Origin of the sequence: Micromonospora sp. NPDC048839 (genome assembly GCF_040649915.1) — a bacterium.
Taxonomy (GTDB): Bacteria; Actinomycetota; Actinomycetes; order Mycobacteriales; family Micromonosporaceae; genus Micromonospora.
Window position 1 is genome coordinate 39240 of sequence record NZ_JBEZGL010000001.1, and the last position, 14175, is coordinate 53414.

Here is a 14175-nt window from a genome sequence, read left to right on the forward strand (position 1 = left end):
GCGGGGCTTAGCGTCGATACGTGGGAGTCGGACGCGCGCTGGTGCTGGCCTTGGCGTTCCTTGCCGTCGCCAGTCTGCCGGCCGCATTCGCCCTGCTCTTCTGCTATGACGAGATCCTCGACCGGGTCGTCTGCGGCTGGTCCGAGTGGCGGGAGCGCAGGCAGGAGAAGCGCACCATCGCCCGCCTGGACCGGGCCGTCGAGGCCGACGCGCTGACCCGCGACATCGATCTCAGCGCGTTCGACCGGGTCGACCGGCGCCCCCTGGAGCAGCTCGCCGCCGACCTGCGCCGCCTCGGCGGTCAGCGGCTCGGGGGCAGCGGTCGATCGATGGTCTGGCATGGCGCGCTCCTCCAGGCGTACGACGACCGGCTCCGGCTGGCCTGCCGCGCCCTCGGCATCGACGAACACCTCGCCGACCTGGAGGGTGTCGACCAGGAGATCGAGCGGGTCCGGGTGGAGGGTGTGCTGCACGCTGCCGGGCTGGCACTGCCCGCGGCCCGCGCCGGGCACCGGCAACGGCACCGCTGAGCGCACGACGGCATGCGGCTCTTCGTTGCCGTCAACCCGCCTGCCGCGGCGATCGATCACCTCGGCGCACAGGTCACCCGGCTGCGCGTCACGGCGGCGAGCGCCGCCGGCGTCAACGTCCGGCTCGCCGGTCCGGCCCAACTGCACGTCACAGTGAGTTTCCTTGGCGACGTCGAGGCGGCCCGGCTGGTCGAGGTGGAGAGTGCGCTGGGGTCGGCCGCCCAGCATCTCCATGACGGCCGGCACGCCGTGCCCCGGCTCAGCCTCGGCGGCGGGGGCCGGTTCGGTCAGGGCCGGTCGACGGTGCTCTGGGTGGGCCTGCGAGGCGAGGTCGAGGCGCTGCACGTGCTGGCCGGGCTGGTCCGGTCCCGATTGCGGCAGGCCCGGCTGCCGTACGACGCCCGGCCGTTACGCCCACACCTGACCGTGGCCCGGCCCGCCGACCGGATGGACCCGGCCGACATCGAGGCCGACCGTGCCGACCTGGACGACTACCGGGGACCGGAGTGGCAGGTGACCGAGCTGCTGCTGATGCGCAGCCAGCTCGACCCCCGAGGCTCGCGCTACGACCGGCTCGCCGCCTGGCCGCTCTGACTCGTCGAGCGTCAGGACGACTCGCGCGCGGCCGGCCCGCTGCCGAAGAGCACGTCGTCCCAGCTCGGCAGGCGCTTGCGCGGCTTGCCGTTGGCGTCGGTGGACTCGCCACCGGCGGCTGCCGCGGCGCCCGTGCGGCGGGGCCGCAGCACCGCCAGCGACGGCACGGCCGGCACCTCCTTGGGCGCGTCCGAGTCGTCGTCGAAGGCCGACCCCTGGCCGCCGCCGAGCAGCGCGGCGGCACCCCCGCCGACCGGCCGCTGCCGAGGCGCGTCCGAACCGGCATGAGCAGCCGGGGTGCGCGGCTCAAGGCCACGACCCGACGAGGCACCGAGCGGGCGGTCCAGCGAGGCGAGCAGCGCGTCCCGCCCGGCCCGGATCGGGTCCCGACCAGGGCGCGGATGCTCGGAAGCCGCCGGCAACCCGTGCCCACCACGGCTGGGCTCGCCGCGCGAGGGACCGGGCAGGCCGTGCCCGCTCCGCTCCGGCGCCGGCTCCTGGCCGAGGATCGGCGTGGGCCGCTCAGCGCACAGGTATTGCGCCATGTCGTCGTGCGGGGCGACCGACTGCCGGGTCTTGTCGAGATCCCAGATGGCCTGCGCGGTGGCCTTGCCGGACGGCCAGGTGGCGATGATCCGCCAGGTGCCGTCGTCCCGCCGGTACGCGTCCCAGGAGATCTTCTCGGTGTCGATGCCGTGCTGGCTCAGCCGACCGTTGACCACCTCGGCGAGCGGGGTCGGCTTCTCCGCTCCCTTGAGGCGGGTGCGGCGGGCATGCTGCGCGAGCATCGCCCGCTCCTGGAGCACCGGGCCGGCATAGCGCAGCACCCGGTCGACCGGCACGCCGGCGATCCGGGCGACATCCTCGGCGGACTCACCGGAGCGGATGCGAGCCTGAATGTCCCGAGGGGACAGGGACGGAATCGGGTCGGCAGCGGCCGGTGCCGCCGGCAGCGGCGGCGCCCCGGGCTCGGCGTGCAGCGCACCCGAGATCCGGTCGTCGATCGGCAGGGCGAGCAACCGCCCGACCTCGTCGGCGAGAACCAGGGCATGGCCGTCCTCGGAGAGGGCGACGAAGCGTACTGGGCGCATAGCGTTGCCTCCGTCCCGCTTCGCTGGCCGCACGCCACGAGTCGGCCACCCAGGCGTCTCGGACCACCGTACGCGCATCTGTCTCGGGGTGGGGGAAGCGACACCCCGCATGTCGCGACTGAGCTGCAACGATGATCACGGTCGGTGTCCGTGGAGGCCTCCACGAACACCGACCGTGACGAACGTCAGAGTCGCTCGATGACGTAGTCGATGGACGCGGTCAACGCCTCGACATCCGCCGGCTCGACGGCCGGGAACAGCGCCATCCGCAGTTGGTTGCGGCCGAGCTTGCGGTACGGCTCGGTGTCCACGATGCCGTTGGCGCGCAGCGCCTTCGCGATCGCGGTGGCGTCCACTGCGTCGGCGAAGTCGATCGTGGCGACCACGTTGGAGCGCAGTGCCGGGTCGGTGACGAACGGGGTGGCCACGCTGGACCGGTCCGCCCAGCCGTACACCGTGGCGGCGCTCTCGGCGGTGCGCTTGGCCGCCCAGGCCAGGCCACCCTGCGCGTTCATCCAGTCGGTCTGCTCGGCGGCCAGGAAGATGGTGGCCAGCGCCGGGGTGTTGTAGGTCTGCTCCAGCCGCGAGTTGTCGATCGCGGTGGCCAGGTCGAGGAAGGCGGGGATGTAGCGCCCGGACGCCTTGATCTCGGCGGCGCGATCCAGCGCGGCCGGTGACATCAGAGCCAGCCAGAGACCACCGTCGGAGCCGAAGCACTTCTGCGGAGCGAAGTAGTAGACGTCGGTCTCGCCGACGTTGACGTCCAGGCCACCCGCGCCGGAGGTCGCGTCGACGAGCAGCAGCGCGCCGTCGTCTGCCCCGGCCACCCGGCTGATCGGGACGGCCACGCCCGTCGACGTCTCGTTCTGCGGAGTCGCGTAGGTGTCCACGCCGGACTCGGCGACCAGGGTCGGCGCGCTGCCGGCCTCGGCCTTGCGAACGGTCGGCTCACCGAGGAACGGCGCGTCCTTCACCGACTTGGCGAACTTGGCACCGAACTCGCCGAAGCTGGCGAACTGGGCGCGGTCGCGAACCAGGCCGAAGGTGGCGACCTCCCAGAACGCGGTGGTGCCGCCGTTGCCGATCACGACCTCGTAACCCTCGGGCAGCGAGAAGAACTCGGCGATGCCGGAGCGCAGCCGGGCCACCTGGTCGCGGACCGTCTTCTGCCGGTGCGAGGTGCCCAGGTAGCTGGTGGCGACCTCGGTAAGTGCGGAAACCGCCGCGGGGCGGACCTTGGACGGGCCGCAGCCGAAACGTCCGTCGGCGGGCTTGAGGTCATCGGGAATCCGGATGGTCGGTGCGTCAGCCACGGTCTTGAAGATCCTTCCGCAAGGGCGAGGGCGGGCCCGGCGACACTGCCGGCCCTCATCCTCGCACTCGGACCCATCGGTGGAAGCCGGGCCCCCGAGGGCGGGGCTGAGTCCTTCGCCACACCTCGACGGCACCCGCCCGCCAGACGCAGCGAAGGGTCCCTCCGCCACGTCCGGCGTGGCGGAGGGACCCTTCGCGACCGGTCAGACGCCGTGCGGAATGGCGGCCCAGCCTTCGACGCCGGACGGCTTGCGGGGCTCCGGGCCGACGTAACGGGCGGACGGGCGGACCAGCCGCTGCAGGCGCTTCTGCTCCAGGATGTGCGCGCTCCAACCGCCCATCCGCGCGCAGGTGAACATCGAGGTGAACATGTGCGCGGGCACCTCGGCGAAGTCCAGCACGACGGCCGACCAGAACTCGACGTTGGTGGCCAGCACCCGGTCCGGGCGGCGGGCCTGCAACTCGGCGAGCGCGGCCTTCTCCAGCGCCTCGGCGATCTCGAAGCGCGGCGCGCCCAACTCCTTGGCCGTGCGGCGGAGCACGCGGGCGCGGGGGTCCTCGGCCCGGTAGACCCGGTGGCCGAAGCCCATCAGCCGCTCGCCGCGATCGAGCACGCCCTTGACGTAGCCCTCCGCGTCGCCGCTGCGCTCCACCGCCTCCAGCATGCTGAGCACCCGGGACGGCGCGCCACCGTGCAGCGGGCCGGAGAGGGCGCCGATGCCCGACGAGATGCAGGCCGCCGCGTCCGCTCCGGTGGAGGCGACGATGCGGGCGGTGAAGGTGGAGGCGTTCAGACCGTGCTCGGCGGCCGAGATGAAGTACGCGTCGACGGCCTTGACGTGCCGCGGGTCGGGCTCGCCGCGCCACCGCTTCATGAACCGCTCGACGATGGTCTGCGCCTTGTCGATCTCCTTCTGCGGCACCGCCGGCAGGCCGAGGCCCCGAGCCGACTGGGCGACGAAGGAGAGCGCGGTCACCGAAACCCGGGCGAGGTCCTCGCGGGCCTGCTCGTCGGAGATGTCCAGCAGTTGGTTGAGACCCCAGTACGGGGCCAGCATGGCGACCGCGGACTGCACGTCGACACGGATGTCACCGGAGTGCACCGGCACCGGGAACGGCTCCGCCGGCGGCAGGCCCGGCCCGAACCGGCCGTCGACCAGCAGTGCCCACACGTTGCCGAACGACACCTGGCCGATCAGATCCTCGATGTCGACTCCGCGATAGCGCAGCGCACCGCCCTCACGGTCAGGTTCGGCGATCTCGGTCTCGAAGGCGACGACGCCCTCCAGCCCGGGTTTGAAATCGGCCATGTCGCTCTCCTGGATCTGGTCGGTGCGCCCGGTCGGCTCATCCGGCCCGGTCGGCCGAGCGCCCTCTAGGCGACCATCAGGGATGTGTTCGCAACATCTTGCCTGCTGAGTGACCGGATACGCGACCCACAGCGACTGTGCTGCACGCGACATCCCCAAACGCGCATTCTCCGCCGGACTCGGTGAGACTGGGCGGTGCGGGCTGGCCAGCGCGGGAGGGCGCCGCCGGACCTGCCGAGAAGGAGTGGGGACGTGACGGGCGACACACCCGCCCCGGCCGCGATGCGTAACGAGTACGCCGCGGACCTGGGCCTGACCGAAGCTGACCTGGCCGCCGACTGGCACACCCAGTTCGGCACCTGGTTCGCCGACGCGGTGGCCTTCGGGCTGCCCGAGGTGAACGCGATGGTGCTGGGCACCGCGGACCCGGCCGGCCGGCCGAGCGGTCGGACGGTGCTGCTCAAGGGGTACGACCCGGACGGCTTCGTCTTCTTCACCAACCACCTGTCGCGCAAGGGCGTCGAGGCGACCACCAACCCGTACGCCAGCCTGGTCTTTCCGTGGTTTCCCATGCAGCGGCAGGTGGTGGTCGCCGGGCAGGTCGAGCCGGTCGACCGCGCGACGAGCGCGGCGTACTTCGCCAGCCGACCGCGCGGCTCCCAACTGGGCGCCTGGGCCAGCCCGCAGTCCCACGTGGTGCCGGACCGGGCGGCGCTGGAGGAGAGCTACCAGGAGGTGGCCGAGCGGTTCGCCGACGAGGCGGAGATCCCGATCCCGCCGCACTGGGGTGGGTTGCGGGTCCGACCCGAGTCGGTGGAGTTCTGGCAGGGCCGGGCCGGTCGGTTGCACGACCGCCTCCGCTTCCGCCTCGACGAGGGTGGCTGGATCGTCGAGCGGTTGGCGCCGTGACGGGTGTGCGGGAGGCCGGGTCGCGCGGGGCGCGCCGCTGGGCGATCGACGTACGTCCGCTGCGGGTACCCGCGTACCGGCGGCTCTGGCTCGGCAACACCGTGGCGATGTTCGGGTTCCAGTTCACGGCCGTCGCGGTGCCGGTGGAGATGTACGCCCTGACCCGGGACTCGTTCTGGGTGGGCCTGCTGGGCGTGGCTGCCTTCGTACCGTTGCTGATCTTCGGGCTCTGGGGTGGCGCGGTCGCCGACGCCCACGACCGCCGTGCCGTGCTGCTCGGCGGGTCGGTCCTGCTCTGGGCGTCCACCATCGGGCTGCTGGTCCAGGCCCTGCTGAACGTGGGCAGCCCGGTGTTGCTGCTGGCGTTGATGGCGTTGCAGTCGGTGGCGTTCGCGATCACCTCGCCGGCCCGCAGCGCCATGCTGCCCCGTCTGGTGCCGGACGACCTGGTGCCGGCGGCCAGCACCCTGAACTACACGACCTTCACGGCGGCCTCGGTCGCCGGCCCGCTCGCTGCCGGCCTGATCCTCTCCGCCTCGGCCGACACCACAGTCGTGCTGCCCATCGCGTACGGGGTGGACGCGGTGTTGTTCACCGCGATGCTCTGGGCGGCGCTGCGCCTGCCCGCGCTGCCGCCCGAGCCGACCGCCGACGGTGAGCCCCGCCGCGCCGGCCTGGCCAGTGTGGTCGACGGATTCCGCTATCTGGCCACCACGCCGGTGCTGCTGCTGTCCTTCGGGGTGGACCTGATCGCGATGATCCTCGCCATGCCCCGCGCGCTCTTCCCGGAGATCGCCCACGAGAGGTTCGGCGGCGGCGGAGCTGTCGGCCTGCTCTACAGCGCCATCGCGATCGGTTCGATGATCGGTGGGTTGACCTCCGGCTGGATCGGCCGGCTCCGCCGGCAGGGCCTCGGCCTGGTGGTCGCGGTGGTCGCCTGGGGAGTCGCGATCGCCGCGGCCGGCCTCGCCCACCAGCTCTGGTTGATGGTCCTCCTGCTCGCCGTGGCCGGGGCCGCGGACCTGGTCAGCGCGGTGCTGCGCCAGTCGATGATGCTCGTCTACGCACCGGACCGGATGCGTGGCCGGCTCCAGGGCGTCAACACGGTCGTGGTGGCCGGTGGTCCTCGGCTGGGCGACCTGCGGGCCGGAACGATGGCCGCCGGGTTCGGCGGCGGGGTGGCCTGGGTGGCCGGCGGACTTGCCTCGGCGGTGCTCGTCGTGGTGCTCGCGGTCGCGTTCCCGGCACTGCTGCGCTACCGGGCGGCGGCGTCGAGCGGCGACCGGACGTGACCGGTTAGGGTCGCCGACATGGAAAGCCCCGAGCAGCGCGCGTTCTCCGGCGCCCAGTGGACCATCTCCGCCGCCGGTCACGAGGCCGTCATCGTGGAGGTGGGTGGTGGGCTCCGGACGTACCGGCACGACGGTGTCGACCTGGTCGACGGTTACCAGACCGACGAGGTCTGCCCCGGCTGCGCCGGACAGGTGCTGGCGCCCTGGCCGAACCGGATCCGCGATGGCCGCTACCCGTTCGGCGAGCGGACGCACCAGCTCCCGTTGACCGAGCCGGAGCGGCACGTCGCGATCCACGGGCTGGTCAACTGGGTGCCGTGGCAGTTGCTGGAGCAGTCGGCGGACGCCGTGACCCTCGGCTACGACCTGCCGCCGCAGCCGGGCTACCCGTGGCCGTTGCGGCTGGTCAGCCGGTGGAGCGTCGGCGCGGACGGGCTGCGCGCCGAGCACGAGGTGACGAACGTCGGTGACGAGTCGGCGCCGTTCGGCTTCTCCGTGCACCCGTACCTGCAACTGCCGGGCGTCGCGGTCGACGACCTGGTCATGCGGCTGCCGACCCGGACCCGGATGCTCGTCGACGGCCGGCTGCTGCCGATCGGCGCGACGCCGGTGGCCGGCACCGAGTACGACTGGACCAGCCCGCGCCGGATCGGTGCCGCCGAGCTCGACCTGTGCTTCGGCGAGGTGATCCGCGACGCCGACGGCGGCTCGTCGGTGAGCCTGTCCGCCCCGGACTCCTCGGCCGGGGTGAGCATCTGGGCCGATGCGGAGTTCGGCTGGTGGCAGGTGTTCACCGGGGACGTGCTCACCGGTGTGCGGCACCGCCGTTCGGTGGCGATCGAGCCGATGACCTGCCCGCCGGACGCGTTCCGGTCGGGGAGGGACCTGCTCTCGCTCAAGCCGGGCACGACCTGGCGGGGTGCCTGGGGCATCCGGCCGGGGGCCTGATGGAGTTCGCCGAGGTCGTCCGGCGTCGGCGGATGGTGCGCAACTACGACCCGGACCGCCCCGTCCCGCCCGACGTGGTGGACCGGCTGCTCGACCACGCGATCCGTGCCCCGTCGGCCGGCTTCGCCCAGGGCTGGGGCTTCCTGGTGCTGGAGGAGCCGGCCGACCGGGAGCGGTTCTGGGCGGCCACCACCCCCGACGGCGGTGGACGGGAGCGTTGGCTGGCCGGGATGCGCCGGGCGCCGCTGATCGTGGTGCCGCACGCGAACGAGTCGGCCTACCTACGGCGCTACGCCGAGCCGGACAAGGGCTGGACGGACCGGTCCACCGATCGTTGGCTGGTGCCGTACTGGCACGTGGACACCGGCTTCGCGGCGTTGCTGATGCTGCTCACCGCCGTGGACGAGGGGCTGGGGGCCTGTTTCTTCGGCATCGCGCCGCAGCGGCTGGCCAGCTACCGGGACGCGTTCGGCGTGCCGACCGAGTACCAGCCCATCGGTGCCGTCACAATCGGTTACGGCGCACCCGACCATCGGTCACCATCGCTGCGCCGTGGGCGTCGTGGAGTGGACGAGGTTGTCCGTCGCGGCAGGTGGAGCTGAGCAGGAGTGTCCCGTTCGTCCGGTTGAGGATCGGACGAGCGGTAGCGAAACTGACATCAGGGAGCAGAACGCAGCGAGCGATGGGCGGCTAGGCTGGCACGGTCATCGGTGCCGCGCCGCGCGGTGCCCGCCGCGGCCCGGCTCGGCGCTGTCGGTCGGCCCGGCCACGGGGAGGGGAGCGTGCCGTCGTGATCTTCAGAGCGGTCCGGGACGGGCGTCCCTACCCGGAGCACAACCTGACCCTGAAGCAGTGGGCGGAGATCCCGCCCCGTCCGCTGCGCCTGGATCAGATGATCACCACCAAGCGCGAGTTGGCGCTGGACAAGCTCCTCGCCGAGGATTCCACCTTCTACGGCGACCTCTTTCCGCATGTCGTGCAGTGGAACGGCGGGCTCTACCTGGAGGACGGGCTGCACCGTGCGTTGCGCGCCGCCCTGCAGCAGCGCAACCAGATCCACGCCCGGGTGCTGGTGCTCGCCGAACCGATCGAGTGACGAGCCCTTCTTCCGCGCGCTGAACCTTCGTTAAGGTGGCGTCCATGACCGCTCCGCTCGATCTGCTCGACCTGGACCAGTCGCTCAGCGAGGAGGAGCGGCAGATCCGCGACGTCGTCCGCCAACTCGTCGACGACCGGGTGCGTCCGCACGTCGCCGACTGGTACGAGGACGGTCAGGTGCCCGCCCGGGACCTGGCCCGCGAATTCGGCAAGCTCGGACTGCTCGGCATGCACCTGAGCGGCTACGGCTGCGCCGGCGCGTCCGCGGTCGCCTATGGACTCGCCTGCCAGGAGCTGGAAGCCGGAGACTCCGGCCTCCGTTCCCTGGTCAGCGTGCAGGGCTCGCTCGCCATGTACGCCATCTGGCGCTACGGCAGCGAGGAGCAGAAGCAACACTGGCTCCCGTCGATGGCCACCGGCGAGGCGATCGGCTGCTTCGGCCTGACCGAACCGGACCACGGCTCCGACCCCGCCTCGATGACCACCCGGGCACGCCGCGACGGCGACGACTGGCTGCTCACCGGCGGGAAAATGTGGATCACCAACGCGCCGATCGCCGACGTCGCGGTGATCTGGGCGCGCACCGACGAGGGCGTGCGCGGTTTCGCCGTACCCATGGACACGCCAGGTGTCACGGCCCGCGAGATCCGCCGCAAGATGTCGCTGCGCGCGTCCGTGACCGGCGAGATCGTGCTCGACGACGTCCGACTCCCGGCGGACGCCCAACTACCCGAGGCGGTCGGGCTCAAGGCGCCGCTGAGCTGCCTCACCGAAGCCCGTTACGGCATCGTCTGGGGCGCGATCGGCGCCGCCCGTGACTGCCTGGAAACAACCCTGGCGTACGCCACCACCCGCACCCAGTTCGGCCGCCCGCTGGCCGGCTTCCAGCTCACCCAGGCGAAGCTCGCCGACATGGCCGTCGAGCTGGTGAAGGGGCAACTGCTCGCGCTGCACCTGGGCCGGCTCGCCGACACCCACCGGCTGCGGCCCGAGCAGGTGAGCGTCGGCAAGCTGAACAACGTGCGGGAGGCACTGGCCATCGCCCGGCAGTGCCGGACCATCCTCGGCGCCAACGGCGTCTCCGGCGAATACCCGATCATGCGGCACGCCAACAACCTGGAGAGCGTGCTGACGTACGAGGGCACCTCCGAGATTCACCAGCTGGTCGTCGGGCAACGGCTCACCGGGTTCTCCGCGTTCGCCTGACCTGCCCTCTTGTCACTTCCCGGCGCTCGACGCGCGGCTGTCGCAGTGGGGCCGTACCGTCATCGGCAGACGACGTGTCTGACGAGGACGGTGAGCGTGATGGCCCGCGACGCTGGCAACAACGAGCCCACGAGGGAGTTCCCCGGTTACCCGACCGGCGACGATCTCCGGGAGCGGTCGACCGCTACACCCGAGCCGACCGCCGACACACCGGGCGGCTTTGGAAGTGCTGGCGGCCCGGGTGGCCCCGGTGGCCCTCCGGCCGGCCCTCCCGGTGGCCCGACGGCCGGTGGCGACGGCGGTGGTGGGGCCGCTCGCGGCCTGCTCCTGCTGCTCGGCGCCGCCGCGCTCGCCGTGGTGGTGCTGCTCGGCATCCAGGCGACCGGCTTCCTGCCGGAGTTCCGCAACCCGTTCGCCAAGGAGCAGACCGACCGCAGCCAGCCACCGCTGCTGAAGTCGATCCAGGACCTCAGCCGCTACGTGGCCGCGGAGGGCAACTTCCAGGTCGTCGTCGACACCCAGAACGACAGGCGCAACGTGCCGGACTTCCTGCTCAACGAGCGCACCCTGTTCGTCGGAGCCGGGAGTGTCGAGGCGTACGTCGACTTCACCAAGATCAGTGACGGTGCCATCGTCCGGTCCGCCGACGGCAAGTCCGTCGAGATCAAGCTGCCCGCGCCGCAGCTCGGCGAGACCAACCTCGACATGGAGAAGAGTTACGTCTTCGCGGAGGAGCGTGGTCTGCTCAACCGGCTCGGCGACCTGGTCGGCAACGACCCCAACCGGCAGCAGCAGGTCTACCAGCTCGCCGAGGAACGGATCACCGCCGCCGCCCGGGACAGTGGGCTATCTGCCCGAGCCGAGGAGAACACCCGCAAGATGCTGGAAGGGCTGCTGCGTTCCCTTGGCTATGAGCAGGTCACCGTTACCTACACGGCCCCCTGACCTGGCAATTCCGTAATGCCGAGCGCCCGCCCCGACGTCCGTCGGAGCGGGCGCTGCGGTTCCCCGTCACCGCCCGCTCCGTCATGATCCACACGACATCAGCGAAAACGGGGTGTCCCGATGCTTCGGTCACCCCGCCATCAGCAATGCCGAGTGGATCTACAGCTGGGTCGAGACGGCATCCGTCGGAGGTGCCCGATGCGGCGTGGGCCGGGCGTGCGGGCGCGGCGTCGGCGGCCGTGCTGGCGTGCCGGCCTGCCGGTGGGGCGTGCGGCGTGGGCCGGGCGTGCGCCGAGCGGGCGTGCCGCGCCTCCGCCCACCCCCGGGCCCCTTGCTCAAGATCTGCGCAACTTCAGGGATGGTGCTGCCTCCGCCGCTCGTGAGGCAGCAGCTTCACCGAAGTTGTTGCCGCACGGCCTGGGTGAGGCGGGGTTGGGGTGGCGATTGGAGGGAGTCGGTGGGTCGGCACTGCGCCAGCCCGGGAGACCGGCTGGCTTCGGCTTCGCGGAAGGCCACCACAATCATGTTGTGGTGGCCTTCCGGACGCGATGTGGCCCCGACGGGGCGGTGTGCGGCGAGCGTCAGTGCTGGGTGGAGGCCAGGTAGCGGTCCTCATTCGGCATGAGCACCCAGAGGACCAGATAGACGATCACCTGGGTGCCGGGCAGCAGCAGGGACAGCAGGAACAGCAGCCGGACCATCCCGGCGGACATGCTGAACCGTCGACCGAGGCCGGCGCAGACACCGGCGAGCATGCGCCCCTCGCGGGGCCGGACCAGTTTGCGACTCATCGTCGTACTCCCACTCTGCGGCGGTGCGCCGCGTCTGCAATCCACGGTAGAAGGGGGTGGCCAGCTCGCCCTCCGTCCCGAGGATGAGCGGCGACCCGTGGACCCGTAGGTGCTTTACCCGGGTAGCCCCTCGCTGACGCCTCCCTGAGCCCGCCTGCCGCCGCCCGCCGCGTCCGTCGGCCCCGGTGTCCGTGCGGACCAGGCGAAGATCGCGCTCGATCCTGGTTGTAGTGGCATCGAGGACCGAGGGAGACCACTACAACCAGGATCGAGCACGATCTTGCGAGGCGAGGCGAGGCGAGGCGCGGCGGCGCGGAGCAGAGCGGCGCGGGGCGCGGGCAGAGCGGCGCGGGGCGCGGGCAGAGCGGCGCGGGGCGCGGGCAGAGCGGCGCCGGGGCGCGGCGGTGCGGCGCGGGGCGCGGGCAGTGCGGCGCGGGGCGCGGGCGGAGCGGCGCCGGGGCGCGGCGGGCGGGCGCAGGGCGCGTGAGGCCGGCAGTGGACCTCCGGGCCACGGCCGTGCGAGGTGGCGGTGGAATGGCGGGCAGGTGCACACTCCCGGTGGTCGGGTTGGGCGTTGAGCTGGGCGGGTAGGCTGGCAGATCGGCCACCCACACCCCGGGCGGCCGGAACTCATACCCCGGTGATCACGAGCAGGGCTGCCAGACCGGCGGTCCTGGGGCGGCCGGGTCCCGTACGCCGGGTCGACGGCGAGGAAGCGCAGCCATGATCAGTGTTTTCGACCTCTTCAGCGTCGGTATCGGGCCGTCCAGCTCGCACACGGTGGGGCCGATGCGGGCCGCGCGGACGTTTGTTGCCGGGCTCAAGGCCGACGGGCTGCTCACCGAGGTCGCGCGGGTGCAGGCTGAGCTGTTCGGTTCGTTGGGTGCCACCGGGCACGGCCACGGCAGTGGTCCGGCGGTGCTGCTCGGGTTGGCGGGCGAGTCGCCGGAGACGGTCGACACGGACACCATCGGTCCTCGGGTCGAGCGGATCCGGGCCGAGCGGCGGATCAGCATCCTGGCCGCGCACGAGATCGACTTTGACCCGGATCGGGACCTGACGTTGCACCGCCGTCGATCGTTGCCGTACCACCCGAACGGGATGACCTTCGCGGCGTACGACGACAAGGGCGCGGAGGTGCGCAGCCGCACCTACTACTCCGTCGGTGGTGGGTTCGTGGTGGACGAGGCCGCGGCCGGCGCGAACCGGATCAAGCCGGACAGCACGCGGGTGCGGTATCCCTTCCTGACCGGGGGGCAGCTCCTCGACGTCACCACCTCCACCGGCCTGTCGATCAGCGAGGTGATGCTGGCCAACGAGCGTTCCTGGCGCAGCGAGGCGGACATCCGGGCGGGCCTGCTGGAGATCTGGCGGGTGATGCGGGAGTGCGTGGAGCGCGGCTGTGAGCGCGACGGCGTACTCCCTGGTGGGTTGAAGGTTCGGCGGCGGGCTGCGGAGCTGCGGCGTGGCCTGGAGGCGGACGCCGGGACGGCCGACCCGCTGCACGCGATGGACTGGGTGACGCTGTTCGCCCTCGCGGTCAACGAGGAGAACGCGGCCGGTGGCCGGGTGGTCACGGCGCCGACGAACGGCGCGGCCGGGATCATTCCGGCGGTTTTGCACTATTACACCCGGTTCGTTCCGGGTGCCAGTGACGATGGTGTGGTGCGGTTCCTGCTGACGGCCGGCGCGATCGGCGTGCTGTTCAAGGAGAACGCGTCGATCTCCGGCGCGGAGGTCGGCTGCCAGGGTGAGGTGGGTTCGGCGTGCTCGATGGCGGCGGCCGGGCTGGCCGAGGTGCTCGGCGGCACCCCGGAGCAGGTGGAGAACGCGGCCGAGATCGGGATGGAGCACAACCTCGGGCTGACCTGTGACCCGGTGGGTGGCCTGGTGCAGATCCCCTGCATCGAGCGGAACGCGGTGGCTAGCATCAAGGCGATCACGGCCGCCCGGCTGGCGCTGCGCGGCGACGGTGTGCACAAGGTGTCGTTGGACAAGGTCATCAAGACCATGCGGGAGACGGGCGCCGACATGAAGGTCAAGTACAAGGAGACGGCGCGTGGCGGTCTGGCCGTCAACGTGATCGAGTGCTGAGTCCGGCGGATTCGGGGCACTCGTTCACCGACTGCTAACCTGTCGTCCGTTTC

The 14175-nt window shown here is 71.9% G+C and carries 14 protein-coding genes; 10 read left to right on the top strand and 4 right to left on the bottom strand.

Going from position 1 to position 14175, the window contains the following annotated elements; all coding sequences use genetic code 11:
* Nucleotides 1-20: 20 nt before the first annotated feature.
* Together AB0C25_RS00195 and thpR are read left to right on the top strand one after the other, a co-directional pair.
* Nucleotides 21-530 carry a hypothetical protein gene (locus tag AB0C25_RS00195; protein ID WP_357368146.1) on the top strand — a complete coding sequence of 170 codons (510 nt, stop codon included), beginning with the start codon at nucleotides 21-23 and terminating at the stop codon, nucleotides 528-530.
* A 12-nt stretch (nucleotides 531-542) separates the two neighbouring features.
* Entirely contained in the window at nucleotides 543-1124 is a 582-nt protein-coding gene (gene thpR, locus AB0C25_RS00200; RefSeq protein WP_357368147.1) for an RNA 2',3'-cyclic phosphodiesterase, read from the top strand.
* An 11-nt stretch (nucleotides 1125-1135) separates the two neighbouring features.
* Here the strand turns inward: thpR and sepH are convergent, their stop codons facing one another.
* The 3 genes from sepH to AB0C25_RS00215 form a co-directional block, all read right to left on the bottom strand.
* Nucleotides 1136-2215, bottom strand: coding sequence for a septation protein SepH (gene sepH / locus AB0C25_RS00205; RefSeq protein WP_357368148.1), 1080 nt, complete (start codon nucleotides 2213-2215; stop codon nucleotides 1136-1138).
* Nucleotides 2216-2400: 185 nt separating this feature from the next.
* Nucleotides 2401-3528, bottom strand: a complete 1128-nt coding sequence (gene serC / locus AB0C25_RS00210; protein WP_357368149.1) for a phosphoserine transaminase — start codon at nucleotides 3526-3528, stop codon at nucleotides 2401-2403.
* Between the two features lie 204 nt (nucleotides 3529-3732).
* A complete protein-coding gene (locus AB0C25_RS00215; RefSeq protein WP_357368150.1) occupies nucleotides 3733-4839 on the bottom strand; it encodes a citrate synthase 2 in 1107 nt (368 codons plus the stop codon).
* A gap of 282 nt (nucleotides 4840-5121) precedes the next feature.
* Here AB0C25_RS00215 and pdxH point away from each other — a divergent pair, with 282 nt between their 5' ends.
* From pdxH to AB0C25_RS00250, 7 genes are all read left to right on the top strand, one after another.
* A complete protein-coding gene (pdxH, locus tag AB0C25_RS00220; RefSeq protein WP_357369002.1) occupies nucleotides 5122-5748 on the top strand; it encodes a pyridoxamine 5'-phosphate oxidase in 627 nt (208 codons plus the stop codon).
* Nucleotides 5745-7040 carry an MFS transporter gene (locus AB0C25_RS00225; RefSeq protein ID WP_357368151.1) on the top strand — a complete coding sequence of 432 codons (1296 nt, stop codon included), beginning with the start codon at nucleotides 5745-5747 and terminating at the stop codon, nucleotides 7038-7040. The genes pdxH and AB0C25_RS00225 overlap by 4 nt, the downstream gene beginning before the upstream one ends.
* A gap of 18 nt (nucleotides 7041-7058) precedes the next feature.
* Complete coding sequence (locus tag AB0C25_RS00230) at nucleotides 7059-7988, top strand: aldose 1-epimerase family protein (protein WP_357368152.1); 930 nt, start codon at nucleotides 7059-7061, stop codon at nucleotides 7986-7988.
* Nucleotides 7988-8590: a nitroreductase family protein gene (locus AB0C25_RS00235; protein WP_357368153.1), complete on the top strand. Its 603-nt coding sequence runs from the start codon at nucleotides 7988-7990 to the stop codon at nucleotides 8588-8590. The genes AB0C25_RS00230 and AB0C25_RS00235 overlap by 1 nt, the downstream gene beginning before the upstream one ends.
* 188 nt (nucleotides 8591-8778) lie before the next feature.
* Nucleotides 8779-9084 carry a type II toxin-antitoxin system VapB family antitoxin gene (locus tag AB0C25_RS00240; RefSeq protein WP_357251917.1) on the top strand — a complete coding sequence of 102 codons (306 nt, stop codon included), beginning with the start codon at nucleotides 8779-8781 and terminating at the stop codon, nucleotides 9082-9084.
* A 44-nt stretch (nucleotides 9085-9128) separates the two neighbouring features.
* Nucleotides 9129-10292 carry an acyl-CoA dehydrogenase family protein gene (locus AB0C25_RS00245; protein WP_357368154.1) on the top strand — a complete coding sequence of 388 codons (1164 nt, stop codon included), beginning with the start codon at nucleotides 9129-9131 and terminating at the stop codon, nucleotides 10290-10292.
* A gap of 99 nt (nucleotides 10293-10391) precedes the next feature.
* A complete protein-coding gene (locus AB0C25_RS00250) occupies nucleotides 10392-11237 on the top strand; it encodes a DUF4230 domain-containing protein (protein ID WP_357368155.1) in 846 nt (281 codons plus the stop codon).
* A 581-nt stretch (nucleotides 11238-11818) separates the two neighbouring features.
* Here AB0C25_RS00250 and AB0C25_RS00255 read toward each other — a convergent pair.
* The gene (locus AB0C25_RS00255) at nucleotides 11819-12028 is read right to left on the bottom strand and encodes a PspC domain-containing protein (RefSeq protein WP_357368156.1); all 210 of its coding nucleotides are present in this window, start codon (nucleotides 12026-12028) and stop codon (nucleotides 11819-11821) included.
* Between the two features lie 723 nt (nucleotides 12029-12751).
* Between AB0C25_RS00255 and AB0C25_RS00260 the strand changes: the two genes are divergently transcribed.
* Complete coding sequence (locus AB0C25_RS00260; RefSeq protein WP_357368157.1) at nucleotides 12752-14122, top strand: L-serine ammonia-lyase; 1371 nt, start codon at nucleotides 12752-12754, stop codon at nucleotides 14120-14122.
* The last annotated feature ends 53 nt before the right edge of the window (nucleotides 14123-14175 follow it).

Excerpts from the sequence above, each read along its gene's own strand:
- thpR (WP_357368147.1), top strand. The coding sequence starts at position 543 with ATGCGGCTCTTCGTTGCCGTCAACCCGCCTGCCGCGGCGATCGATCAC.
- sepH (WP_357368148.1), bottom strand. The coding sequence starts at position 2,215 with ATGCGCCCAGTACGCTTCGTCGCCCTCTCCGAGGACGGCCATGCCCTG.
- AB0C25_RS00215 (WP_357368150.1), bottom strand. The coding sequence starts at position 4,839 with ATGGCCGATTTCAAACCCGGGCTGGAGGGCGTCGTCGCCTTCGAGACC.
- pdxH (WP_357369002.1), top strand. The coding sequence starts at position 5,122 with ATGCGTAACGAGTACGCCGCGGACCTGGGCCTGACCGAAGCTGACCTG.
- AB0C25_RS00230 (WP_357368152.1), top strand. The coding sequence starts at position 7,059 with ATGGAAAGCCCCGAGCAGCGCGCGTTCTCCGGCGCCCAGTGGACCATC.
- AB0C25_RS00235 (WP_357368153.1), top strand. The coding sequence starts at position 7,988 with ATGGAGTTCGCCGAGGTCGTCCGGCGTCGGCGGATGGTGCGCAACTAC.
- AB0C25_RS00245 (WP_357368154.1), top strand. The coding sequence starts at position 9,129 with ATGACCGCTCCGCTCGATCTGCTCGACCTGGACCAGTCGCTCAGCGAG.
- AB0C25_RS00250 (WP_357368155.1), top strand. The coding sequence starts at position 10,392 with ATGGCCCGCGACGCTGGCAACAACGAGCCCACGAGGGAGTTCCCCGGT.
- AB0C25_RS00255 (WP_357368156.1), bottom strand. The coding sequence starts at position 12,028 with ATGAGTCGCAAACTGGTCCGGCCCCGCGAGGGGCGCATGCTCGCCGGT.
- AB0C25_RS00260 (WP_357368157.1), top strand. The coding sequence starts at position 12,752 with ATGATCAGTGTTTTCGACCTCTTCAGCGTCGGTATCGGGCCGTCCAGC.